We start from the raw sequence: 25,985 nt of genomic DNA, 5'->3' as shown, positions 1-25,985 counted from the left end.
GGGAGCCCGGCAAAGCCCCGTGGGGGCGGCATATTTGTAGCAGCTCCGGAGTGCGAAAAATGTTTTTTCGCAATTGCAAAAATACAATTTTTGCACTCCGGATCTGTCCGGAGCTTCTTAAATCAGAAAAAATTTGATTATCGAGTAATGCAATTCCCAATTCCGAATCAACCAATCATATCTGCTGAGTAAAAAATGACTCTGACATTATCATTTCATCAAAAATTCAAGGCCGTGATTTCCTCTTCCGAACAACTGGCCGGATCTTCTCCGTTATTTCAGTCCGAGATGGTCCGGCTGATCTTGTCAAAGGAGAACAACGCGGCCCCCGAAAACAGGATTGAACCTTTTTTTGGTCCGCACCGGGTGCCCGGGACATCTTCCATTGGGCTGCGGAAAGGGTTCCCGGAGCTATTTCAGGACACTCTGAAAGACAGGGTTGAGACTTATGACAACTGGCTGAACCGTATTGTGACCCGGACCCTTATGAGAATGAAAAATGGTTCTCCTGTCGCATCGGCGACAGCCTTGTCAGGCGAATTCAGAGAGGAAGTGACAGAGAAAGTCAGAATTATTCTGGAATTCAGAGACAACCGCGGTCATCCCCTTTGCGAACTGATTCCTCAGCAGATGTATGAAGATGTGTTTATCCGCATGATCATGATGATCACTGAAAAAGATACATCACCAGATGAGCCTTACTTATACGAAACCTTTAACAAGATATGCCATCGGCTTGCCATGTCCCTGATATCCTGTCTGGACGCCAACGGAACCCTCCGGCCCACGGATTCGGGCATCCGTCAGCTCATCCACATCTCGGTTTTGTCCGGATATGTGGGAATCAATTTGAAAAGCAGTGCGTCCGCGGCCTCGGCCCTGTTAAACCAGGACCTGATTCCCATTGAGAAAACCTGGATAAAAGACATGAACTCCGTTCATGCGGTTTCCCGTGATGAACTTGATCAGGTTTCGAAGATGATGATATCCTTGAGCAGCGCATCCGGCGAGAGATTTGGTCTTGATTCCATGGATAGGTATTTTCAGGAGGTTGTTGATGCTGAGGAACCGACGCTGCTGGTGTTTTTCAGTGATGATTATATGGAATCCCTTGTTGACCTGAAACGATTTGAAATCATGATGCAAAGAAACCATCAGCTTTATCTGTTGTTTGTTCCGAGAAACGGCAGATATGGAAATGATTTTGCCTGTGATGATCTGCCGGATGTGCTTGATGATCCGGTTTTTGCAAAATTATCCCTGCTGCGGCGCGAGGGACGTTTTTTGGTCTCTTCCGCGGGGCCCATGGCCGGCTGCATGGATGTCCGCCACATTTCCGAAGCCCTTATTGAACAGATCGAAGGGCTTTCCCGGGGGAAATTCCTTGTTTTTGAAACCAAAGGATGCCGCAATTTTGAAATGCTCCGGGGATCACTTTCCGCCCCCTGGTACACCTCGTTTAATTGCAACCGTGCGTTAAGCATACGAACCGTGGGCATTGACATGGAGCCTGTTTTTTTGCGGATACCGCCCGGACTGACCGCGTATGACGGATTCACAAAACCGAGGGTCGGGGCAACACCGTCCGGCAGATCGCAATATGTGAAATTTGCCCGCATGACCACCCGGGATTTATACGAAGCCCTTGAAAGCAAACCCTATTTGGAATTATTGAGAAAATCCGGAAATGAGTTCAGCGTGAACTGTTCTCTGATGGAGAAATGTATCCAAAAGAAAATGACCTTTCCGGAACTTCTGAATACGCAATGACACATAAGTAGTATCTGCTGAATTTCTCTTTCAACAGATTACCTGATAGGTTGCCATATCTCCGATATGGCATTTTGAAATTTTCGATTTAAGGTGTTGCGAATGATTTTTTCAAGATTTTGGAAAAAAGTTGCTGAAAATCCTATTTTCCGGACATACTTCTCCTCTTTTCGAAATATCAGATTTCGAATCGGGAGAGAAGATCAGGTTTCCGAAAGCCCGGCCAAATCAGGCAAGGCCGAGCTTTGTCATACTTTCTTCTTCAATCTTGTCAGCAAACCACAGCTGAAGGAATTTTTTAAGATTGGAGGCCGTCTGACAGAGGAGAGACCATATCCGATGTCCCTTCAGTCCGTGCCAGAGACTGCGGCCGAAGCCGCGAAGATTTTTGGCCACGGCAATAAACCCTTCCGTGGCGGAACGGGCACCGCAACAGAAGTCCTGTTTATCTTCGGCCACGTCGTCGCTGCGCCCCATGAAAACATGACCGATCTCCGAAGGTGTGTTCTGAAGGTTTTTCAAACTCCGATATCCGAGATCGGTGACCACCGTATCCGGATATTTTTTCATCCGGTTTATAAAAAGATCGAGAGTGTCGCCGTAAAGAATTTTGTCGGAGGGGTTTCCGATGAAGTTTTCAACGGTGATCAGAAAACCGTCCCGGTCGAACGTCATCTGAACCTTTGTTCCGAATTCGCATTCCGGATGACTTTTTCCTTTTTTTATCGGCCTGGCATCCGGGTCGTCGAGAGAAACGATGCGGTCGTTTATATGCCGCTCCCCGGCAAGCTTCAGCAGGGTCTGCTCTTCGAGAAGGTTCAGAATCCCGAGCATCCTGACAGCTTTCTTTTTCCGCCTGCCCGAAGTCCTCAGCGACCCGACCTTTTCCTGAAAAATTTTCAGGGCGGGGACAAACATTCCGTTGAAAACGGTCAGCCATTTCTCCCTGCTCCCCTTCTTATCCAGGCCGAACTCCCGCCACAGCCTCCTCAGTTCCCTGTCATCCCACCACAGAGGAATGCCGTGCATTTTCGCAAAGGCTCTCATTTTTCTGAAAGCCTTGTGAATCAGCTGAACATCATTGGGATAAATGATATCGCTTTCCAGGACGGTCGAATCAGTCAGGGCATCATCACCCCGGATGACCCCGGCGCGGCGGAGTGTCCCGAAAACCTCCTCCTCAACGGCGGCAATTCCCTCCTCGCCGACACGCCTTCTGAACACACACAGGGAGGAGGGATGAAGGAATGTCCGCAGGCCTTCGTCCGCAACATTGCAAAAATACTGTATGTACCGATTTTCCATCACCTCTCTCACAAGCTCCCGGTCGCTCAGTCCGCGGAGCCGGGAAACTATCAGGAGGGCAACCATGATCCGGAGAGACTTTCCCTCAGCCCCTCTGTTTTTATCATAAAATCCTGCCAGACGTCCCACAATTTTTTCCCACGGAATTATTTTCCGCAGAACGACAAGTTCGTGGGCAGGATATGTGATATTTCTTTCAACCCATTCCGGAGAAAAAGCTTCTTCGAATTTATCTCTGATCATTTTTATTACACCCTTTGTTATGTTACAATTTTGTCAGAAGTTCGGCCGACACTTTCAGAGCCTGAAAAATCATATATAAAAAATTACCATATAACACCATGGAAATCAAGGAAAAAGAGAAATTCAGCAGATACTAAGTAGCTGAACAAAAATTTTTTATACATCTTTCCGAGCGGCTGAGAAACCCGGCTTTTTTTTTCGGAAGGGCCCGCTGTCCGTGGAGGAAAAAGCCGGGTTCCTCCGCCGTCCGGGGAAAGAAAGATGTATAAAAAACTTTTGCTCAGGTACTTACTTACCATGATACGAAAGATTGGAAAAAATGACACATGCTCCTCCCCATCGAAATATCACGCTGAAACGCCTGTCTCTGGATTTTTATCAGTTCATCCGCGCCCAGTCTTTTATGGTGGAACGATTTGGCAGGCAGTTTGCCCCGAGCCGGGAATTTGTCGAGATAGACATTACCTACAAATGCAATTTAAAATGTATCAACTGCAACCGTTCCTGCACCCAGGCCCCCGGGAATACGGAAATGCCGGTGTCAACCATTGAGGCATTTATCCGGCAAAGCATTGAACAACGGAGACAATGGAAGCGGATCCGAATTCTGGGCGGCGAACCCACCCTGCACAGCCGGATTTTTGATATTATTGATCTGCTGTCAGCATATCAGTCTGTTCATAATCCGGGGCTGAGGCTGGTTCTCTGCACCAATTATTTTGGCCGAAAAGTCCGGGACGTGGTGGACAAACTGCCTGATAACATTATCATCAAGACCACGCTCAAGACTTCCCGTGTGAACCTTTTCAGACCCTTTAACGTGGCACCTGCGGACACACGAATCAACCGGTTCTCAGATTATTCCTGCGGATGTCGGATTATCACAGACTGCGGTCTGGGACTGACCCCCTCCGGATATTATATGTGCGCCATTGCCGGCGGAATAGACCGCATCTTTCAATATCATCTGGGAAGGGAAACCCTTCCGGACAGATCAGACGCCATGACAGATCAGATGTCCGCGTTCTGCGGACTGTGCGGCCATTTTGGCTTTCAATGGCCCGTGAAAAAAGAAAAAATGTCGAGTTCCTGGCAGAATGCTTATTTAAGCTTCCGGGAACAGGCCCGGGAATCTGCCCCTTGTGTTGACAATCAGTGAATCACCCCTATCTTCTAGTCAGGTATTTGAATGACGAATCCGTATAAAACTGAAAAATCACCTGACACCAGGGGTTTATATCAAAAGGAGGACAGATATGAACAGAGAACTGAATAAGGTGCTTGACAGCATTGCAAATGAATATCATGGTGATATTTCTGACGGCGCCAGAAATTATGTTGAAGTAAATATCGGAAAACGCTCGGAAACAATGGGCTACCCGGAATTAAAGAAAAAATACAACGAGGTCTGTGCAATTGTGCCGTTAAAAAAACCAGTAAATGGGATGAAGGTCAGAATTGACGGAAGAACCTTTGTGAATTACGCGCAGTATGACTCGGGGGTCGCAGTGCCCGGTTATATTGCAAAAGATGCGGGTCTGCCGTATAAAACCTTTGTTCCCAACGACAGCATGATCCTCAACTGCACACAATAATTGCGTCTCACGGGTTTCGGCCCGCGGGCAGAATCAGCAGAGCGTGTTCCGGTTCCGGATATAAACGCTGTCATTCCCTGAATCAGCCTGGTGAATATCAGAGAATATCCGGATTTGGGACATGGTCAAAGCATCATCTAACCTCTTGCATATGCGATAAAAAATGGCGGAGCCATTTTTTTTGTCCGATTTTTTGCGCCATAAGGATTTTCTCCGAAACATGAGGTGTCATAGGATTTTATGTCATTGAAAGCAGCGGTTTTCAGAAGTCTGCTTGCATCTTCAAAGCATAAGCCTTCATAAAACGGAAGCGATTTATTAATGTTGGCATAGGTGCAAAAAAAACGGACCGGAATCATCGCCCCGTTTCGGAATATTCCTCTGAATACCCTGAATGCCAGATGATGGAACCGTTTCCATGTGGTGTTCATCCATAACCCGTCTGAGACCACCAGGGTGCCGCCCGGTTTCATGATCCGACGCCATTCTCTGATTGCTTTGTCAGGTCGGGGAAGGGTCCACAGCATGTTCCGGGATACGACCACATCAAAAGTGTTATCCTCGAAATCAGGTTGTTCAGCATCTCCGGTTCGGAAATCAATGTCAAGCTGATGCGCCATGGCATGGCGTCTGGCAAGGGAAATCATCTCCTCGGAAATATCAATGCCTGTCACATCAAATCCCGAACGGGCAAGATAAACGGCGAACTGACCTGTTCCGGTCCCGATATCAAGGGCACGCCTGCCAGAAGTACCGGAAACCAGTTCTCTTAAAACAGATTCCCATCTCCCCTCAAGAGATACGGATTTATCCGTGTCATAGCCAAAGCTTTTACTTCTCCAGTTCCAGTATTTTTTTACTGATGTTTTTATTTTTTCCATGATCATCCCCCTTAATGCTTTGAAAAAAAATAGTCGTTTTCTCTTTTCTCTGACCCAACAAAAAAAGCCGCGAATACGCCTTCCCCTTTTTGGGTGACAGGTGTCTCCGTGGCTTTGGGATTTCTTCTGAGTCAACAAAAAAAGCCGCGAATGCGCCTTCCCTTTTCGGGCAACGGAAGCCTTCGTGGCTTTAATAATAAGCTGAACGTGAAATATAAAAAACTGCCTTCTGGCAATCAGTAAATAAAATAAATATCAGAAAAAGAATAAATTTGTCAAGCATTTTCTGTTTAATTTTTTCACAGGAGCCGCGCCGCTGACAGGTATCCGTCCCAAAAAAACCGGGAAAAATTCGCATGTCTATAAAATTGGGAAGATTCCCCGACATCTTATCCCCGTGGGTGAACAACTGGAGCCAAGATTCGTGATGCTGACATAAACGGCGACGACAGAATCGGTCTGGCGGAAGTGATTTACGGCTTGCAGGTTGCGGCGGAACTGAAGTAAATTATCCGTCTGTCAGCAGAACGGTAAGAGGCAGGATGCTCGTAAGAGCGTCCTGCCTTTTTTATTTCTATTTGACATATCACGGACATTATGATACTAAACAAAATTAAGCATTAGGCACATAACATATAGCATAAGCAGGAAGGAGTTATGCAAACATGGCAAATTGCCAGTCACCGTCAAATTTTCGGATGACGGAAACCATATTGCCCATTGTGAGGCGGTGAGAGCCACGGCCGTCGGCGACACACCGGTGAAAGGCCGTGGAAAATCTCCGCGAGGCGATCACTGATCTCATACAGGAATTCGGAGCGGATGCCGTGTTTTTCAGGATGCTGATGTCAATGCGGATGTCCGGCTGACCGAGTGGGCGGCATAAGCGGATTTCCCGATCTGAACAGAAACAAATCTGAGCGGTTTTTAAAAAGATTCAGCAGGCCGCTAACACTCAGATCCAGGAACAACAAGCGGATCAGACTGAACCAGGAGGGCAAACCCTTTACAGTTTATGCGAAGCATGGCATGACGAGGAAATGCCTTCCGACGTTGGTGAAAACTGTTGTCAGAGATATGAATGAGACCTTGGGAGGGAGAATTTCTGAATTGGTACGACACGTTATGAACCAGACAACTGCGGCGATGCCGATGCCGTCTCCTGTAACGGGCAGGTGATTTTGCGGGTTACAGGCTACAGCGAAACTGAAGTAAATATCCGGCTGTCATTAGAACAGTAAGAGGCAGGATGCCTGCAAGTGCGTCCTGCTTTTTTTATTTGTCCGCACGGATGTGTCCGTATTTGCTGATAATAAGGGAATGACAGGCTATTATTGTCGTAAGTACCCTGCCAAAAGTTTTCTGGTATTTTTTCCGGGCCGAATTTGACAATCCGAAGAGCGGTATTTAATATTGTTCTCAGGCCGCCTCAGATTTATAACCAATAAGGATGGCTGCTATTGTCATCACCGCTGACAGAGAAAGAAAAGGAAAAACTGAACGATATCCTGAAAACAGAACCGTGTTCCCGTGTTCGGTACAATCCGGAGGAGCAATTTCAGTCCCGGAGGCACTGAGAAAACCAGAAATATCTGTTTCAGCAATAAATTGCAGGACTATTTTCAGTGGTCCCTCCGGGACTGAAATTATTCCCCTAAGTTATAAATATGCCCGAATCGGAGCTTTCCTTTGAAGTGGAAAAGTCAAGGAATCAGATATGTCTGATAAATATCCCCAAAATCCTCCCCGCGGGGGTATATCCGGGAACAAAAAGGCTGATTTGAAAGCATCTCTTAACGAAGCGGCCGCACTTTTTATGAAGATTAAGCCGAATGATCTTTTCGAATTGTCCTCGTTTCAGGAATTACTATATAAAATTGCTGTTGATGACTCATACCCGGAAATTTCCAGAAAAAAAATTCTTCAGGCCGCACGAAAAATCGAAGGAATTATTGATGTATATAGAAATTCTTCTCCTGAAACAGATTCCGCAAAATCAGACCTGGTAAATGAAATCGGAGACTTAATCAAAGATGCTGTAAATGTGATGGAAAAAAAGGGGACGGCCGGCACAGCAATATACAATTATATATCTGAAGACGCGGATATTGATATGTTGGAGGCGTTTATATCTGAAAGTACTGAGCTGATTTCAAAAGCCGAAGAAGCGTTAATATTGCTTGATACGGATCCGGAAAATACAGAAGCTGTGGATAGTATTTTTCGTGTTTTTCATAATATCAAAGGAACCTCCTCTTTTTTTAAACTTTCTCTCCTGTCAGAAATGGCCCACGGGGCCGAATCTTTCCTAAACCGTATCCGTGACCGAAAAATACGTTACACCCCCGTATGCAGTGATCTGATACTCCGATCTGTTGATATGTTTAAGGAACTCTTCGGATCTGTTCAGAACGCCATGACAGAAAATAAGCCTTTTTTAAGACCGGATAATTATAATGATCTAATGCGCGTTTTAGCCAAGCCGGAAAAGGCAGGACTATCTGATATCCATATAAAAAAAAAGTCATTCTCAAAAAAAACAGTTTCCTCGGGAAAACTCCGCGGTGTTCCGCCAGCTAAAGCTAATGCAGAGGAAAAAAAGACAAAGGCATCGGCAAGCAATGAAAATGACGAGCGGACTGCCCCAAAGCTGATGGAAGCCGAAGCCTCATTCCTTCAGGATAAAGAACAGAATAAGATAAAACAGATAAAAGCTGAAACACTGCCTCTTAAAGATAAAGAACAGGCTGACATCAGACAGATAAGGACCGAACCTCCTCCGTGCCTAAGTGATTCTGCATCGTCCCCTCAGCCTCGGAAGCGCATGAAAGCCATGGACCGGCCGGGAACAAAATCATTTATCCGGATTCCTGTCAGGCGTTTGGATCGCTTCGTTGATATGGTGGGGGAACTGGTGCTTGCCCATGCGATGATTGTGCAAGATGAGACAGTAACCGGAGGGAAGCATTATGAACTTTTAAAAAAGATAGCCGGCACAAGCAAAATTATTCGTGAATTGCAACATATGAGCATGGCGATTCGAATGATTTCCCTTAAAAAAACTTTTTGGAAAATGACACGGCTGGTGACAAATCTGGCTGAGAGGCTCGGAAAAGAGGTTGTTCTTGTCACCAAAGGCGAAGAAACTGAAATTGACCGGAATATGGCGGAGATGATTAAGGGGCCTCTTGCCTATATACTCCGGGGGGTGGTAAATAATAATATTGAACTTCCTGATATCAGAGAAAAAATGGGCAAACCCCGGTGCGGAACTTTACACTTGTCTGCTTATCATTCCGGCAGCAATGTTGTGGTAAAGATAGAAGACGACGGCCAAGGGCTTGATCGCAAGGCCATTCTCGCGAAAGCTGTAAGAAAAGGGCTTATCAGAAAGATACCTGGTCAGCCGATGAGTGACCAGGAGGTCTTTAATTTCCTTTTCGAACCAGAATTTTTCGCAGACAAAGGTATTGCTGATTTCTCCGGCCGCGATGAGAAAGCGGATGTCTTAAAAAAAAACATCCAAGCCCTTCGGGGAGATATTGAATTTGAATCCGACTTGGGAAAAGGGAGCGTTTTTAAAATAAATCTTCCGCTTACGCTGGCGATTATTGATGGTATGCTTGTCCGTGTGGGCCGGGAAAAATATGTGATCCCCCTGCTTTCTATTGTCCGATCTGTTCAGCCGAGTGCGAAAGATATTTCAACGGTTCTTCATCAGGGTGAGGTGCTGTGTCTTCAGGAAAAGCTTGTTCCGATCCTCCGGCTGGCAGACCTTTTTGAAATTGAAGACGCTGAACAGGATATCACCCGGGCCATTGTTATAGTCATTGAGAAAGGAAAAAATCAGGCTGGCGTGCTTGTTGATGAGCTGATTGGCAGTCAGCAAATTGTTATTAAGACATTGGGGGAAACCATTCAGAACATACCCGGCATTTCCGGAAGCTCCATCATGCCCGATGGCAGGGTCGGCCTGATTCTTGATGTCAGGGAATTGGTGAGGCTTGCAAATATGAGAAAATATCAATAATTTTGTCTGATTGTTTCCATATGTTGTGCGGGAACGTGTCGGGGATGCTTCGTGTCCCGGACACAACAGGCAGAAGCAGGACGCGAAGCGTCTTTGGCTGCATTCCCACGCAAAGCGTGGGAACGAGGCCAACGGGGCCAATGAGGCCAAAAAAGATTTGTAAGAAAAATATAACTTATTTGGGATCATTTGGTTTGTTTTAGAATAAAACTGACTATTTCTTTCATATTCGGCTTTAATGACAAAAATCATACCAAAAATCGAAATTCTGCAATATAGCATATTATTCCGTATTATTCTTATTTTATCTGTTCAAATAAAGAATCCACTCCTTTTTTGTCAATCTGATCCGCAGAAACATTTTGATACTTCTGAATAAAAGAATCAACTGCTATCTGCAATATTTCATCAATTGACATTTCAAACTCGATAGACATTTTTTTGAATTCCTTTAATTGTCTTTTGTTCAAAGTTACACTTAATCGCCCTGATTCCGGTGTGATATGATATTTTGTTCTTGCCATGTTATTTTGTCCCTTATTTTTTTATTTTGGCTTAAAATGAATTGATATCTCAGATTTGACTATTATTCTTCTTAAAATCGAAAATATCTTAAAATGTCAACAATTTTATAATCTATCGAAAAAAACATTATAGATTTGAATAGTATCTTATTTTTGTTTATATCAGACAACATACTTAATAATAACCTAAAAAGCTATAAGTGGTAAAAATGATCTAATAAGGTGGATTTTGAAATTTAAAAGGAAACAGAGCCTGAAAGCCGACAGAAACTTTTTTTGTTCACAGGAATAAACAGAACAACGCCTCTGAAAAAAGGGAAAAACAGACGATTCCAAGGAAAAAAAATCATATGAAAGATATATCCCATAAAAATCCCCCAATATTTTCATATTGGGGGGTTTTTTGAACTTTTTTCTATTTCTGACAAGAGACCTGATCCCTGATATCTGCTGCGACTTTTCAAATAAAGGCAATCACTATTGTGCAATATAAGGTTGACAAAATATCCTAAAACTATATTATTGCATTTTATAAAGGAAAATAAAGAATAATACGCAATAAGGTTAAAAATTTTTATAAAGGAAAAATAATGACATATTTCGAACCCAAAAGGAATATTACAATATATGAAGCAATTGAAGATTATATTAATGAAAAAGAAGCAATCGGGTCACTTAGTCAGTCATCTGTTGAAAACCGCAGATATGAATTAAATCGTTTCGCAAAATTCTGTAAGTCCCATTCTTTGGAAGAACCTGCCAATATTCACAAAAATATGATTATTTCTTATCTTAAAGATCAAAATATATCGAAAGCATCCAAATTGGGAATAATGTATGTTCTGATCGGATTTATGGACTATCTGGTGGATGAGGAACTTATATTGGATAATGTCGCGTCAACAATCCGCAAGCCCAAAATATATCCCCCAAAAGCGGATTATCTGACCTTTGAAGAACTTGAACAAGTATACCAGTCAGAAGCCCAAAACGCCTCTCGCAAAATGGTTGACCGAAATCTTTTGTTGTTCAGCCTGTTTACAGACCTTTGCCTGCGGGTGTCAGAAGTGGTTAATCTGAAAATTGAAGATGTGCGTCTGGATGCTCAGGAAATTTGGGTGACACGAAAAAGAAATAAAACAGATAATATTCCTTTAAATGATGATATTGTGAACAAATTTCTTAACTGGTATGCCATAAGATCGGAGTATAAGGGAAATGAGTCACCCTGGGTGTTTTTATCGAGTCACGGGAAACAACTGAAACGGAGGCAGGTTCATTATATTGTAAGCCAGGCCCTGGGAAGAGCCAATATTATCAAGCGTAAACAGGGACCTCATCTTCTGCGGCATTCAGGCGCGAGTCTCAAAGCCCGGGCAGGAGAAAATCTCATCATGATACAATATCTTCTGGGTCATGAGAATCTGAACACCACCCGGCGATACCTCCACTTTGAGTGGGACGAACTCAGGGAGATGGTTGGCAGAAGTCCTGAATTTGGAAAATAGAATTACAGGGTGGGCAAGACACAAATAAACGAATCCTGCCGCGTGGAGAAGTGCGCTTTGCCTAACCCCGCATGGCTCCGCCAGTTTCTCCGTATTAAAACCGGAATTGTTGTCACTCGATAATCAAGTTTTTTTGTCATTCCGTTCGGCATGAGCGCCCGGCTGAGACTTAGGCGTGAGGTTCACTCGAACGCTCACGCCTAAGTCTCAGTCGGACGAAATGACAAACTGTCCGGCCGGGTCGGATCAGAAAACTTGGTTATCGAGTGTCAGGTAAGACTTAATGATAATTCAGTTTGAACTGTTTTTATCCGATTTTTCAATAACCTGATCCGATTTTTTAACATCCTGGTCTGATTTCTCAATATCCTGGCCCGATTTTTTAATAGCATCCGAAGCCGATTTCTCAATATCCTGGCCCGGTTTTTTAATAGCATCCGGGGCCGGTTTCTCAATATCCTGGCCCGATTTTTTAATAGCATCCGAAGCCGATTTCTCAATATCCTGGCCCGGTTTTTTAATAGCATCCGAAGCCGATTTCTCAATATCCTGGTCCGGTTTTTTAATAGCATCCGGGGCCGGCTTCTCAATATCCTGGTCCGGTTTTTTAATAGCATCCTGGGCCGGTTTCTCAACATCCTGGTCTGGTTTTTTAATAGCATCCGGGGCCGATTTCTCAACATCCTGGGCCGGTTTTTTAACATTTTGCATTGACTTTTCAGCAGATTCTTTTGGCTTCTCAACAGGTTGCTCCGGCTTTTCAGTTTTCTTAGCCGAGATCGCCAGAGGATTCACCTTGATACTGCATTTAATATCCTTCAACTGGTCCGTCATCATTTCGATTTCGCGGATTTCCATTTTAGTGGAAAGACTGCTTTTCAAGTCCTTTTTTATTTCAAATTTAAATAAAAGGATCGGAAAATTCTTTCCTTTAATTCCCCTGGCACCTGCCATGACAGCAATCACCGTTCCGGGCTTTTTACTATTTACAATGTGCATGAGGGATGAGGTCTGTTTTGTCTTAAAAGCTTTTTTAAATATAAGAATTTCAGTATCATACTTCATCACCAGTTTGATGCCTGCCAGGTTATCCACAAGATCAAGCATAATCGGAATACTGACGGACTCCCCCGGTCTTGCTTCAAGAGCAGGAATGCTGAGTTCTGTTCCCCACGCTACAGAGGTTACAAATAACGCAACAACAACAGATATAATCGCATTTGTCCATTTTACCGAAATACAATTCATTGATTTCACCTCATTTTTTATTAAAGTTATTATTCTCTGCAAAACCTCTGATCCGCTTTGACCGGATTGAGAAACCCGGAAGACATGCTTCGGTTTTGCCAATTCGAAGCTGGCTGGAAGCAGGATTCTTAATGGCTTTTCGGTCTGCTGAATTTAGATCGCATAATTTATTTTTTTTTTCAACAATAAAGAATAATGATTTCGTAAAAAGTCAGAAAAACGGAGCGATCCGCTCAAATATTCGGTAGTGTTCCAAAACTGGAGCTAAAATCTTTAACAATTTGAATAAATTTAGGAAATATCGGCTCATGTCCAGTTTTAGAACACCACCAAATTATTCTTCTCACTTTGCGGACGGGAAGCAGGAGACCTTGCCTTAAAAACCATGTTCTCTGACCGGAAAACACCTGTCATTCACCTGGACATATCAATATATTTCTGATGGTTTCCTGTTTCCTGCTTTTGCAGAACTTCTGTTTTTCCTGTTTTTCAGTAATAAAAAAAGATTAAAGGCTTGCTACCTGATTGTTGACATCGCGTCCGAAATACAATACGTTGCATAGAGTTTTTCGGAAAGACAGCGCCTCAGTGCGTTATTGGGCATCGGAATATATTGATCCCCTTTTGTCATTCTGGTGCCCGACCGCACAGATTATGACGGGCTGTTCGGATGTAAAACAATTTTTCAAATTGTTTTTTCGGACAATCTGAAAAACTGTCCTGCATGCTTTCGGATTTTCCGAAGCTGGTGATATCCACATTTGCAAATGACCCGTTTTCAGATCAGGTTGAGGCTGTTCTCCGAGAGGCATATAAAAAAGCAGGTATTGGTTTGGAAATCGTAAAGGTATCAGGGGAAAGAGCCATTCAGTTGTCCAATTTGAGTGAAACAGACGGGGAACTTTACCGAATAAAGGGGATCAGCTCGAAATATCCCAATTTGGTGATGCTGCCAGTTCCGATCTGGTACTCTGAAATTGTTGTTTTTACCAAATCAAAAAAATTTGTCCCCGAGGGATGGGAGAGTTTAACGCCCTATAAAATCGGAATTCTCAGAGGGTCTCAATATTCCGAGAACAATACAAAAGGGATGAACCGCTTTATGGCCACAGAAACGCAACAGATTTATTATATGCTGGATCATACTACCGGACAAAAAATTATAACCTATTGAAATTATTAAATTGGGTATAAATGTTCGATTCGTTTAACTATCTGATTTTGAATAATTTAACAAAGATTACGAATTTTTCGTCCGGTAGTATGATGCTGGATAATGACAGGCTGGATATTGTCGTGAACTCGGTCATCACGGGACTGGGGACTCTTAAAAAAACCGGTGTCAGAGGAATTACCATATTAAACCCGCCGCTGGAGATACACCCGGTATTTCACTATCTGCATAAGAAAAACAAGGCCTTGATTCCCAGACTGGAATCTGTGTTAAAAAAAATGGAAAAAACAGGACGGATTCGGAAGGTTCAGGAGAAGATCACAGAAACATTAAAAAAGCGAACCTTTATTTTAGAATAAGAAACCTCCGATTTATCGCTCTCCGAAGTGCTGAAATAAAATTTTAGCACCTGTCGAAATTTTATTTCAGAGTTCCTCCCAAGCTTTTCCGGAGAGCTGAAATAAAATTTTAGCCTAACACTCCTTTCGGAAATTTGAATATGAAAGCGACCATCAGCCTTCGTCATTCCGTTGTAACCCATCTGATGAAAGTCGTATTCGGATGCTACCTGATCGTAACGCTGTTTGTTACCGGAATTCAGGTGATATTGGAATATTACCATGTGAAAAATTCCATTTTCCATGAAATTCAGGCATTGCCCGACAGTTTCGGACCCGGGATTTCAGAGTCTGTATGGACTTATAATAATGAACTGCTTCATTCGATTCTTATCGGAATGCTGGAAATCTCCGTTATTGAGGGGATTGTTATCAGAGACACAAACGGGTATCGCAAACAGGCTGTTGGCACGATTCCTGATGAAAAAGCAGGCCGGATTCGCATTGACCACCTCGGGGAATCCTCTGAATATGACAAACTGTTTTTTTCCTCTCTGTTTGATTATGAATTTCCCATTGAATATCAGTGGCGAGAAAAAAAACATATTCTCGGAAAGTGTATCATCTATTCAAGCCACAGACATGTCATTGAAAGACTGAAATACGGTTTTTTTCTGATTCTTGTCAACTTATTTGTCAAAACCCTCGCGCTGTGGTTTATCGTAATGTTTTTAGGATTAAGAATTATCGGAAGCCCCCTTCGCCACATGGCAGAGGCCGCGGAAAATGAACCTGCTGGGCAATGCCATCAAATTTACAGACAAAGGAGAAATTGCGCTGGAAGTCAGAGAAACGGACAACGGCAGGATATGTTTCACGGTCAGAGATACTGGCACCGGTATTTCCTCGGAAGAACTGGAAAAGATATTCGACCCCTTTCATCAGACAGGCACCCGGGAAAAACGGGCAGAGGGAACCGGTCTGGGGCTGTCCGTCAGCCACAATCTGGTATCGCTTATGGGAGGAAACCTGGATGCGGAAAGCAGACCGGGAACTGGCAGCACATTCCGGTTTGATCTGGAACTGTCCGAAGTACCCGGCCCTGAGATGCTCTGTGAAACAAAACAGGAAGTCATTGGGATGAGGGGAATTCCTCCCAAAATTCTGATTGTGGATGACAACCCGGAAAATCGTGCTGTTTTCAGGAATATGCTTTCACCATTGGGGGCTGAACTCTCAGAAGCCGGAGACGGACGGGATAGTTTTCGCAATTGGTATAAAAATAATGAGTTGTGACCTCAGCTTTATGCTTATGGGTGTGAGACCGCCTAAACGCGGAACTACGAACTGGCAGCTTGTCACCCCGGATTATAACAATTTGTTTTCATAGTAAAAGGATTATAAAACTGAAAAATGTTGATTCTGAGTAAAAAATAGATTATGAATTTAATTTTAAGCTTTTAAAAAGGAACAGGATTACTTTTTCCCAACTTTCAGATATGCCAGATTAAACCCGTTACAGAGATAAAGATACCATGCAAACATCACCTTTCATAAAAATTTCAGAATTGGCTTTGACTGGAAAAATATGTCAGAATCCTCAGGCAGGCTGGAAAAATTTTTGCAAACCTGCCCGTGAACATCGGAAATCAAGATATATTTATTAAAAACAGAAATTTATTATCTGTTATTGAAAAATAAAAAAATAAAGCGATTCTGAGACAGAAATTTTTTGTCTTCAAATACTTATTCTGGCCCATTGACTTATTTCGCTAAAACAATTAAACAAAAGTCAGGGTTATTTTCTTCCTTGATAAACTGTGGCAGACGAACTGTTTCTCTCTTTAAAAAACGAAATTACCCATATTTCTCCTGCCGGTGAGAGAAAAATGAGGTGAAATTTTTGAAAAATTTATTTTGGTCTTGTTCTTAAAATTTCAGGAGTCTTTGCTAAGTAGCTGGCCATATATTTCCCAGAATCAGATTCAGAATTATCATAAGACATCGCCGATAAAATACCGGCAAACTTCTGGCCAGCCACTTAATCTGTTCAAGGTTAAGGCTAAGAATTGAAAATGGCAAACTTCTCATTTCCTAAATCCCAAGTTCTTACCAAATAAAGGAGTTTGATTCAAATGATGCAGAAATCGTCAAAAGATAAAACCGGTGTCAGGTGGAGTATCAAATGGAAGTTAATGTTCATTATGACAATCCTGATGATCGCCTTGGTGGCAATATTAACCTATACTCAGATTTCTTCGCAAAAAAAGATGTTGGAACATGAACTGGACAAAAGAATTGCCCTTATGAAGGAAAACCTCATAGAGCGAGGAAAAACTTTTGCTGCAAACCTGGCCCAACAGGTGGAAAATGACATTGCAAGTTTTAATTTTTCAGGAGGGATGGAAACCATCAAAGACAGAGCTGATAATAACAAGGATATTAAATACGCTGTTCTTACAGATACCTCCGGTACGATTTTTATTCATACGCTGAACCCTGAGCTGACTCAAAGCGATCTGACCAGTGAAAGAGATCGCTATGCCCTGGCTCAGAAAGATAAGGTTGTAACGGAATATAAAGAAGGAAATGAATCTGTTATTGAAATTGTAAATACCATTCAAATCAGCACGGAACCCTGGGGCGTTTTAAGGCTGATTTACACCCTGAAACATCTTGATAAAGAAATAGAATTTTCCAGAAACCAGATCCAAAATGAAACAAACAGAATGATTGGCAAAGCCATTGTTGCATCATCAATATTTATGATGATTTGTTTTGTCATTGTTTTTATCCTCTCAACAAAGATTTCGAGTCCGATTATTCGGCTTACAGACTCGGCCCGGCAGATTTCCAAAGGTGATTTCAGACAAACCCTTGATATTGCCAGAAAAGATGAAATCGGAATTCTGACCGAGGCCATGAACAACATGGTGATAAGTCTGAGTGAAATTATCAGAAAAAATATTTCCACATCACAGACCTTGTCGGGGGCAACTTTTGAACAGGCCGCATCATTGGAAAAAACATCTGCTTTGCTGAATGAAATGTCTTCCATCATCCGGCAGAATGCGAAAAATGCCAAGCTGGCAGATGGTTTTATGAATGAAACCAATCAGGTCGTGAGCAGAGCAAACGATTCCATGGCCCAGTTGCTTATTTCCATGAACGAAATTTCCAAAGCCGGGGAGGAAACCTTTAAAATTATTAAAATTATTGATGAAATAGCGTTTCAGACCAATCTCCTGGCACTGAACGCGGCTGTTGAAGCTGCCCGGGCGGGCGAAGCCGGGGTCGGATTTGCAGTGGTTGCCAGTGAGGTCAGAAATCTGGCCATGCGCTCGGCAGATGCGGCCAGAAGCACAGCAAAGCTGATTGAGGGGACGGTCAGAAAAGTGAACGAAGGTTTGGAACTCGTCAGCCAGACCGATGAAGGATTCAGGGAGGTGGCTGCGAATGCGGCCAATGTTGCAGAACTGCTCAGTAATATCTCCGCAGATTCCAATGAACAGAACAAAAGAATAGAGGCAATAAACAAAGCCGTGGATGAAATGAACGTCGTAACCCGCGGAAATGCCTCCAGCGCAGAAGAACTGACTGCTTCCATGTCAGTATTCAAAGTTAAATTCAGCTGAGTGAGCTGGCTCTTAGTCTCATGTTTCATCCTGTGTTGTTTTTCAGCGTAACCCCATTGAATCATAAAGGAGATTTTGTGAAGACTCTTGTCACTGTTCTTATCGTGATTGCTTTTGTCATTGTTAATATAAATCCGGTTTTCTCCCAAGGTCATCTCATTGTTCAGCAGGAAGATGACAAATTATCAGAATTTGAGGAAGCAGAAGCGGAACTGGATGAGGAATTAAAGTGGGTCCGGGCAGAAGCCGAAACCGTCGTGGTGGGAGTATCCAAGTATGAACAGCGGCTTATGGATGTCCCGGCTACGGTGTCGGTGCTGGATATGAGCGACATTTCCGCCCAGACAAAGACCAATATTCCGGAACTGCTGCGAACGGTTCCCGGAGTCACAGTTTACAGAAATCACGGAGACAGTCCGTGGTACAGGGTGAGTATGAGAGGATTAAATGACAATTTTTTCTCAGCAGCGACCCTGATAACTATTGACGGCACTCCTTTTTTCCAGCCTCATGGCGGCGGTGTTGATCTCAGTTGGCTGCCCATGGCAAATATCGAGCGGGCAGAGGTGATAAAGGGAACATTTTCCACTTTGTACGGTGCCAACGCTTTCGGAGGAGTGATCAATATTGTCACAAAGAAAGGTAAGCAGAAAAATGAGAGCGGACAGGGAAGCAATACGAATATGGCGATTCAGGTCTCCGCATGTGAGAATATTGATGAATCGTCTGACAAGAGCATTGCTGTCACCGGCATGACATCCCATTCCGGGCAGACCGGGGCAGTATCATATCATTTATCTGCGGAAATGCTGAGTGATGAGGGATACCGTCAGAACTGGCAAGTCACCCCGATTTTTCTCGGGCCTCAGTCCCGGACCGGGCTTTTCAGTGATGAATTGGACCAGGAGCGGGCACAGTTCTCCTGGCATATGGATATGCCTGCCGGTCTTTCGTTCTCCGGCTTTTATACCAGAGACAAGAAAGATATTTTGGGAATGAATGACGATCTTGATGACCGGATACTCCATACTGTGCTTTCCCTGGCCAGTTCTCCGACCGAGCGGTATGACTACCTCTTACGGCTTTATCATAACCGGTTTGAGGAGGTACAGGATGCCACTGAGACCTTCAGATTTCCAGGAGATACAACTTCCCAGCCTTTTTTTTATGATCTTTTATCATTCACGACCGGCGGGGAATTTCAAAACCGCTTCAGATACTCGGATGCTTTGAAACTGGTTTTTGGCGCGGATTTCAGGGCTGATACTTCAGAATTGCAAGTTTCTTACCGCAGCGGCGAAGAGGTCAGATCTTTTGGCTACCCTCGCAAACACATTCAGGATTACGGAGCTTATTTCCAGGCAGAATATGTCTGGCAGAATAAGTTCAGTGTTATTCCCGGAATCCGCTATGATTACGACTCCGAATCAGGCTGCTTTGTTAGCGGGAAACTCGCTGCTCTGTATCACATCCATAATGATCATTCTCTTTACGGCGTGGCAGGCCGGGGCTTTCGTTCTCCCAACTTCAACGAGCGATTCGTAAAAGTCTTCGGAAAGTCAGGTTCCGATGATCTGAAGCCGGAGAAAACCTGGCAGTTTGAATTGGGAAGTAAGAACAGATTTTTTCAGGATCGGATCCACTGGGATATCTGTGCGTTTTATACCTTTACTAAGGATTATATTGATACAAATTTGGAAAAGGTTTATACAAACACACAAGGATTAACCATTTGGGGAGCGGAGACGGACTGGTCATGGAAGATGTCTTCAACTGTGCGTACTTTTGCCACTTTCTCAGTGATTATAGGAAAAGATGAAGAGACAGACAAAGATATTGCCAGAGTTCCCAGTCATCAGTGGACCACAGGACTCTCTTATGATGACCAGCAGCGATGGGCTGCAAATCTGACTGTCCGGGGAGTGTCCCATAATATACTTGGTGATCCCGCGAAGAATTATATCAGGGCTGAGAGTTATCAGGTGGCAGATATTTCTTTGTCCAGAAGAGTTGCTGTGGGCGAAAGTCTTTTTACTGTCACCTTGTTTGCGGATAACCTTTTTGATGAACAATATGTGGAAGCATGGCCGGGCGCTGTTTCCACAGAAGGAGGGCACAGCAAAGGTCTCAACGCCGGACTCCGTATGTTTGTAACTTTTTGAAAAAGAAGGAAATAAAAAAGGGGATCAACAATGAGAATCAGCATCACAAAGCAGGCACTTGTAATTATATGGATATGTTTTGCATTTTTTTCGTCGGCATCGGCATCGGATCGGAGTACCGAACCTAAGCTGAACAACGGGGCCAGGTGGCGGATCGGCTATTATGAAGGCGGTGAGTATATTAATTATCAGAAAAATCTCATTACAACACTGAAAGGGCTGATGGAACTCGGGTGGATCGAACCTTGCGAAATTCCGCAACAGAAAGGTATTCAGACCAGGGAACTCTGGGAATGGCTGGAAACAAAAGCAAAAAGTAAATATCTCCGGTTTGTCAGTGACTTTCACTACAGCGCAAAATGGGATGCGGCCATCAGGAAAAAAATGACTTCGGAGATCATCGGCCGCCTGAACAGGAAAGATATTGATCTGATGTTTATCATGGGAACCTGGGCAGGACAGGATATCGCTAATAATAAGCACAAAACACCTGCGATGCTGATGTCGTGTTCCGACCCAGTCGCAGCCGGTATCATTAAAAGCGTTGATGATTCCGGCTATGAACATTTGCACGTCCGGGTTGACCCGTTTCGCCATGAACGGCAGATCCGAGTTTTTTATGACATTATAAAATTCAAAAAATTGGGCGTGGCATATAAAAATACAGTTGACGGCAGAAGTTACGCGGCAATTTCCACGATAAAGAAGCTTGCAAAAGAACGAGGATTTGAGCTTATTCCTTGTCATATCAAAAGCGGTATGGAACCGAAAGCTGATGAAGAAAATGTAAAAGCGTGCTTCCGGACACTGGCGAAAAAAGCAGATGCCATTTATGTTACATTGCAATCAGGTATAAACAAAAACACTGTGCCTGAGTTGGTGAAAATTGTTAATTCTCAGCGTATTCCCACGTTCTCTCAGGCGGGTCCTGACGAAGTAAAAAAAGGTTTTCTCATGACAATCACCTTTGTAGATTTTAATCGTGTGGGTAAGTTTTATGCTGAAACAGCAGCAAAAATCCTGAACGGAGCAAAGCCTCGTCAGTTACCCATGTATTGTAATCAGATTTATAAGTGGCATGTTAATTTTGAAACTGCTGAGAAAATCGGGCTTAATATTTCAGAATTGAATTTAGAGAGCGATTGCTTAAATTTTCCTGATTTTTTATCTGATGAAAGTCAATGACCAAATTTTTTTGTCATTCCTGAGAAAGCAGGAACGACAGGCTTTTTGTTCGAATCAGGTCAAAGAATTTGATCATCGAGCGAGACAAACACGTCGGAATAACAAGGTAACCGTTTATGAAGCTCACTCAATTCATATTTAGTATTTGGATGTTATTTTTTTTTGCCATCATCAGCGCAAGTCACGGGCTTGCTCAGAATGATTTTTTGTCAGCAATGCAGATTGCCGACGCGGAGCTTGAAGACGAACTGAAATGGCTTCACGCGGAATCTGTTGTCATGACAGAGATTGCCACCAGGACTGAAATGGACGCGGAACTTGTTCCCGGAATGGTCACGGTACTCTTTGGCCCTGACTTGGAAGTCCGGGGAGTCCGAACCGTTTTTGAGGCCCTGGAACTGGTTCCGGGACTGAATGTTTCGCTGAACAATGTCGGTCTTGAACAGGTTTCTGTTCGGGGAGTTGGCGGCGCATTTTTCTCAGGAAACCTGAAAATTCTGCTGGACGGCATCAGCCTGAATGACAGTATGAGCGCCGCGGGCTATGTGCTTTACAATATGCCTGTGGAACAAATTGACAGAATAGAGATTATCCGGGGTCCCGGGTCTGTCATCTATGGTGAGTATGCTTATGCCGGGGTTGTGGCTGTGACGACCCGCAAAGGTGTTCATCAGATTCACGGATATTATACCAGCCACGACCGTTACGGCGGCGGCGGAATCCTCAGTTATACGCTCCCGGAAAAAGACTTCAGCCTGAATCTCAATCTTTCCGGCTGGAAATCTGACCGCTCTGATACTGAATCCGGTGAGGACAAGCTTTATCCTATGGGATTCGGTGAGTTTTCATATGCTTCCGCTCCTTTTAATGATGCCCTGGAAAGCGGTCTGATGAATCTGACATTGGACTATAAGGACTTTTCATTATCAGGCCAGTATGCGTTAAACGGGAGAGGTGATTATTTCGGTTTTCTTTATTTTCTTCCGCCGGAAGATGATCAGATATTGCAGACCCATGAACACTGGGCCGTCGAAGCCAGGCAGCAACTTAATTTTTCCGAGGGATTGAAAACCGAGTTAAAGTTAGGTTGGCGGAGATATAAAAACAATCTTGACAGGTCAGTGGGGATACCCGTGGCCTTGTATCCTCCGGAAGGAGCCATTGCCGGCTCACGGTACGAAGAGAGAGAATTTTACACAGGAGCCGAGATGATTTGCAATAACCGGTTTCTTTTAAAAAATACCTTTCTGTTAGGGCTGAAATACTCAGACATCGAAATACAGGATGTCTGGACAGACAGCAATGAACGGACCGGAGAGAAGGTGATGGAACGCTACCAGGGAGACCAAGCGTTTATTCCTGAAGGGCAGAAAAGAGAAATTCGCAGTCTTTATGCGGAGGATATGTTTGATATTGCAAACGATTTCACGATCACTCTGGGGCTGCGGTATGATAAATATTCTGATAACGTGGGCGAACATCTGACGCCGCGGGGATCCCTAGTCTGGCGTCTGACAGATCATCAATTTTTTAAAGTCCAGTATGCGGAAGCCTTCCGACCGCCCACATTCACAGAATTATACAGCCAGCGTAACACGATAATAGCAGGGAACCCGGATTTGGATTCGGAACATATCCATACTTCTGAATTCGGTTATATCTTCAGAAATGAGAAAACCACTGTCCGTATGACCTTGTTTTATTCAAAACTGACGGATAACATAGAACATCCTGCTTCAAGTTCTGTTCAGTCTGACGGTCATATACAGTATGTAAATGGCGGCGATATCAGGATGAAGGGCTTTGAATTTGAATTTCAGCAAATAATGAGAGATGCGCTCAGGCTGGATGGGAATATTTCGTTTGCAGACACAGAGGATACAGATACCGGAGAAGCAGTTGAGGGAGCGGCAAAATGGATGGGGAATATCGGCGTGGCATATCATCTGTGGGAGGACAGTGTTCTGTCTCTTCAATACCACTATGTCGGAAAGCGAAGCCGGGGGCCTGCTGATGGCAGAGATGATCTGAAAGCCTATGATACAACGGATTTTACGCTGAACTTCCTTAACGTGTTTACCCGGGGGATGACCTTGCGTACCGGGATCAGAAACCTGTTTGACAAGGATATCCGCTATCCAGCACCTGCAGGCACTTATCCTGATGATTTTCCTTCACAGGGGCGGGAGTGGTGGGCGCAGTTTTCTTATGATTTTCAGTAGATCGAAAAGTGTCCGGGCTGTGTTCGGGACAGCAAAGAAACCCGGCTTTTTTACCGGATGAGGCACCTTTCCCGCCGGAAAAAGCCGGGTTTCTTCGCTGTCTGTTTTTTTGTCCTGTGACGGCCCGAAAACTTTTCGATCCGCTGACTTCGACGGATTCGCATTTTCAAAAAATTTCTGTCGCTCCGGAGTGCCAAACTTGCAGTTTGGCAATATTTCAGCCATGCCATATTACAGAATACAGGTGTTCCGGAATAGGCTGTCCGAAGATCACCCTTCGACAAGCTCAGGGTGCGCTGCGTTCCCTGATCACGCGGCATTCCCTGATCACACGGCGTTCCCCGGCTACACGGCGTTCCCCGGCCACACGGCGTTCCCCGGCCACACGGCGTTCCCTGATCACGCGGCATTCCCTGGCCACACGGCGTTCCCTGGCCACACGGCGTTCCCTGAGCCTGTCGAAGGGAGAGAACACCATCTGTTTTTTTATCAAAAGGAGAACAAAATAAATGGTCAGACATTTCATTCAGATGATATTATTAACATTCATAACGGCAATTCTCCTGAGCGGATGTACCCAATCTCTTCAAAAAGAGATAAAAGAAATAAAGGGGCGTCTGAATCGGTTAGAGAGAAACCTGACTGAAATAAACGAAGCATCAAGAAACGAAATGGATATGTTAAAAGGCGAAGTGAACCCTATCAGAATGAAAGCATTTTTAGCGGATACCATTTCTCCGGTGGATTCCATAAGGGAAGGATCACTTACCCAGATTATCGAAGAAAAAAAAGTACTGGATCACACGGATCATGAAAGCATTTTAAGATTTTATCTTAACCAGTTGGAATATCTGATTGCAAAAAATAATAAGAATGGCGTCCGCAATGCCACGCTTATTTTAAAACTGCTGGAATTGGAACCCGCGACATGGAAGGGTTACAGCCCTTATATTTATAAAATATATAATAGCAGCGTTCTTTCGTCGCCTTTAAAATGGCAGGAGACCTTATTATATTATTTTGACATGCTTGACAAAATGCCCAATGATGATTTAAAAATGGCGGCATATTTAACTGGCGCTGTTTGTTCGGCTGATACCGTAAGAAAAAGAGCGTCACAGGGTATTCTGAATGATGCGGGGAAGCATCGGTCGGTGTTGGCGTGGGCTGATCACGAAAGCATTTTAAAATTTTATCTGGAGCATTTTAAAAATACGGATCCAAGAAACACAGAAGGCGTCAATAACGCTATTCTTATAATAAAACAAATGGATACCAGTCTGTTAAGGAAATATGAGAAACAGCTCAATGCCATTTATATTAATTTTACAAATAATAAAAAATGGGAAAAAATATCAGATATTTTTTTTGATAACATTATTGACAAAATGGCTGATAATAATTCAAATATGTGACAGAACAAAGACAAAGTGGGAGAAGCGTGACAGAACCCGCTGAAATCTGATGAAGTCGTTAAACCGCGGGCCAGGCTGCGCCTTGTCCGCCACAGACTGACGGAGGTGAATATGGATAAGGAAAAAGTCAGGGATATCATAAACAACATTGAAAGAGTTGCCAAATCCGGCCAGGATATGGCCAGAGATTATATGGACAAACAACCCTCACAAAAATCCCAGAACAGTAACTACAGATACATTTTACAGGATATAAGAGACCTCAGAAAAGTTATTTTCGGTGAGGATTCATGATTTTGTCTGACTGGCGGAGCCAACAATGGCTCTGCCCTTTATTTTCGAAAAACGCCTTTCCAAGAAGCTTTCTTCCGTCTCCGCAAAAAATAAAATTCTTTTTGAAGATATAGCCAGATAATGAAGGAAATTTTTTTTTACTGGTTCCCAGGCTCCGCCTGGGAACGCATACCCGAGGCTCCGCCTCGTGTATCATCGTACAGCGAGGATTTATTTGAGATGTCACACAAGACAGAGAGCCTTGAGTCTCGTCATTGATACGACGCATGACTTACATGAACTGCCACGCAAGGCAGAGCCTTTTTTACTGGTTCCCAGGCTCCGCCTGGGAACGCATACCCGAGGCTCCGCCTCGTGTATCATTGTACAGCGAGGATTTATTTGAGATGTCACACAAGACAGAGAGCCTTGAGTCTCGTCATTGATACGACGCATGACTTACATGAACTGCCACGC

Annotated in this window: 21 protein-coding genes; 16 read left to right on the top strand and 5 right to left on the bottom strand. The window is 43.8% G+C overall.

Annotated elements, in window-relative coordinates; translation table 11 throughout:
• The first annotated feature begins 195 nt into the window (after nt 1-195).
• Nucleotides 196-1,770: a hypothetical protein gene (locus dnm_RS17360; protein ID WP_207678177.1), complete on the top strand. Its 1,575-nt coding sequence runs from the start codon at nt 196-198 to the stop codon at nt 1,768-1,770.
• Nucleotides 1,771-1,998: 228 nt separating this feature from the next.
• On the opposite strand, the gene dnm_RS17355 is transcribed toward dnm_RS17360, so the two are convergent.
• Nucleotides 1,999-3,318, bottom strand: a complete 1,320-nt coding sequence (locus dnm_RS17355) for a transposase (protein ID WP_207678176.1) — start codon at nt 3,316-3,318, stop codon at nt 1,999-2,001.
• A gap of 319 nt (nt 3,319-3,637) precedes the next feature.
• Here dnm_RS17355 and dnm_RS17350 point away from each other — a divergent pair, with 319 nt between their 5' ends.
• Nucleotides 3,638-4,477 carry a radical SAM protein gene (locus dnm_RS17350; protein ID WP_246556386.1) on the top strand — a complete coding sequence of 280 codons (840 nt, stop codon included), beginning with the start codon at nt 3,638-3,640 and terminating at the stop codon, nt 4,475-4,477.
• Nucleotides 4,478-4,574: 97 nt separating this feature from the next.
• Complete coding sequence (locus dnm_RS17345; protein ID WP_207678174.1) at nt 4,575-4,913, top strand: hypothetical protein; 339 nt, start codon at nt 4,575-4,577, stop codon at nt 4,911-4,913.
• A 137-nt stretch (nt 4,914-5,050) separates the two neighbouring features.
• On the opposite strand, the gene dnm_RS17340 is transcribed toward dnm_RS17345, so the two are convergent.
• Complete coding sequence (locus dnm_RS17340) at nt 5,051-5,794, bottom strand: class I SAM-dependent methyltransferase (RefSeq protein WP_246556024.1); 744 nt, start codon at nt 5,792-5,794, stop codon at nt 5,051-5,053.
• Between the two features lie 873 nt (nt 5,795-6,667).
• Here dnm_RS17340 and dnm_RS17335 point away from each other — a divergent pair.
• The 3 genes from dnm_RS17335 (at nt 6,668) to dnm_RS17325 (ending at nt 9,987) form a co-directional block, all read left to right on the top strand.
• Nucleotides 6,668-6,973: a hypothetical protein gene (locus dnm_RS17335; RefSeq protein WP_207678172.1), complete on the top strand. Its 306-nt coding sequence runs from the start codon at nt 6,668-6,670 to the stop codon at nt 6,971-6,973.
• A 538-nt stretch (nt 6,974-7,511) separates the two neighbouring features.
• On the top strand, nt 7,512-9,824 hold the full coding sequence (locus dnm_RS17330; protein ID WP_207678171.1) for a chemotaxis protein CheA: 2,313 nt from the start codon (nt 7,512-7,514) through the stop codon (nt 9,822-9,824).
• A gap of 10 nt (nt 9,825-9,834) precedes the next feature.
• The gene (locus dnm_RS17325; RefSeq protein WP_207678170.1) at nt 9,835-9,987 is read left to right on the top strand and encodes a hypothetical protein; all 153 of its coding nucleotides are present in this window, start codon (nt 9,835-9,837) and stop codon (nt 9,985-9,987) included.
• A gap of 136 nt (nt 9,988-10,123) precedes the next feature.
• Here dnm_RS17325 and dnm_RS17320 read toward each other — a convergent pair whose 3' ends face one another.
• Complete coding sequence (locus tag dnm_RS17320; RefSeq protein ID WP_207678169.1) at nt 10,124-10,348, bottom strand: hypothetical protein; 225 nt, start codon at nt 10,346-10,348, stop codon at nt 10,124-10,126.
• 590 nt (nt 10,349-10,938) lie between these two features.
• Here dnm_RS17320 and dnm_RS17315 point away from each other — a divergent pair.
• The gene (locus tag dnm_RS17315; protein WP_207678168.1) at nt 10,939-11,856 is read left to right on the top strand and encodes a tyrosine-type recombinase/integrase; all 918 of its coding nucleotides are present in this window, start codon (nt 10,939-10,941) and stop codon (nt 11,854-11,856) included.
• A 291-nt stretch (nt 11,857-12,147) separates the two neighbouring features.
• On the opposite strand, the gene dnm_RS17310 is transcribed toward dnm_RS17315, so the two are convergent.
• Nucleotides 12,148-13,104 (bottom strand): cohesin domain-containing protein, encoded by a 957-nt coding sequence (locus dnm_RS17310; protein ID WP_207678167.1) that lies wholly within the window; start codon nt 13,102-13,104, stop codon nt 12,148-12,150.
• A 724-nt stretch (nt 13,105-13,828) separates the two neighbouring features.
• On the opposite strand from dnm_RS17310, the gene dnm_RS17305 reads away from it, so the two are divergent.
• From dnm_RS17305 to dnm_RS17275, 7 genes are all read left to right on the top strand, one after another.
• On the top strand, nt 13,829-14,278 hold the full coding sequence (locus dnm_RS17305; protein ID WP_207678166.1) for a transporter substrate-binding domain-containing protein: 450 nt from the start codon (nt 13,829-13,831) through the stop codon (nt 14,276-14,278).
• 89 nt (nt 14,279-14,367) lie between these two features.
• Nucleotides 14,368-14,637, top strand: coding sequence for a transporter substrate-binding domain-containing protein (locus dnm_RS17300; protein WP_207678165.1), 270 nt, complete (start codon nt 14,368-14,370; stop codon nt 14,635-14,637).
• Between the two features lie 765 nt (nt 14,638-15,402).
• Nucleotides 15,403-15,912, top strand: a complete 510-nt coding sequence (locus dnm_RS17295; protein WP_207678164.1) for an ATP-binding response regulator — start codon at nt 15,403-15,405, stop codon at nt 15,910-15,912.
• An 839-nt stretch (nt 15,913-16,751) separates the two neighbouring features.
• Nucleotides 16,752-18,251, top strand: a complete 1,500-nt coding sequence (locus dnm_RS17290) for a methyl-accepting chemotaxis protein (RefSeq protein ID WP_207678163.1) — start codon at nt 16,752-16,754, stop codon at nt 18,249-18,251.
• 77 nt (nt 18,252-18,328) lie between these two features.
• Nucleotides 18,329-20,413: a TonB-dependent receptor plug domain-containing protein gene (locus dnm_RS17285; RefSeq protein ID WP_207678162.1), complete on the top strand. Its 2,085-nt coding sequence runs from the start codon at nt 18,329-18,331 to the stop codon at nt 20,411-20,413.
• A 30-nt stretch (nt 20,414-20,443) separates the two neighbouring features.
• Entirely contained in the window at nt 20,444-21,598 is a 1,155-nt protein-coding gene (locus dnm_RS17280; RefSeq protein WP_207678161.1) for an ABC transporter substrate-binding protein, read from the top strand.
• 116 nt (nt 21,599-21,714) lie between these two features.
• Nucleotides 21,715-23,820, top strand: coding sequence for a TonB-dependent receptor plug domain-containing protein (locus dnm_RS17275; protein ID WP_207678160.1), 2,106 nt, complete (start codon nt 21,715-21,717; stop codon nt 23,818-23,820).
• A gap of 286 nt (nt 23,821-24,106) precedes the next feature.
• Here dnm_RS17275 and dnm_RS17270 read toward each other — a convergent pair whose 3' ends face one another.
• On the bottom strand, nt 24,107-24,346 hold the full coding sequence (locus dnm_RS17270) for a hypothetical protein (protein ID WP_207678159.1): 240 nt from the start codon (nt 24,344-24,346) through the stop codon (nt 24,107-24,109).
• Between dnm_RS17270 and dnm_RS17265 the strand changes: the two genes are divergently transcribed.
• Nucleotides 24,330-25,235 (top strand): hypothetical protein, encoded by a 906-nt coding sequence (locus dnm_RS17265; RefSeq protein WP_207678158.1) that lies wholly within the window; start codon nt 24,330-24,332, stop codon nt 25,233-25,235. The genes dnm_RS17270 and dnm_RS17265 overlap by 17 nt on opposite strands.
• 111 nt (nt 25,236-25,346) lie before the next feature.
• On the top strand, nt 25,347-25,529 hold the full coding sequence (locus dnm_RS17260; protein ID WP_207678157.1) for a hypothetical protein: 183 nt from the start codon (nt 25,347-25,349) through the stop codon (nt 25,527-25,529).
• The last annotated feature ends 456 nt before the right edge of the window (nt 25,530-25,985 follow it).

The sequence above is a fragment of the Desulfonema magnum genome, from assembly GCF_017377395.1.
Taxonomy (GTDB): domain Bacteria; phylum Desulfobacterota; class Desulfobacteria; order Desulfobacterales; family 4be13; genus Desulfonema_C; species Desulfonema_C magnum.
This window is presented reverse-complemented; position numbering and strand designations above follow the sequence as displayed.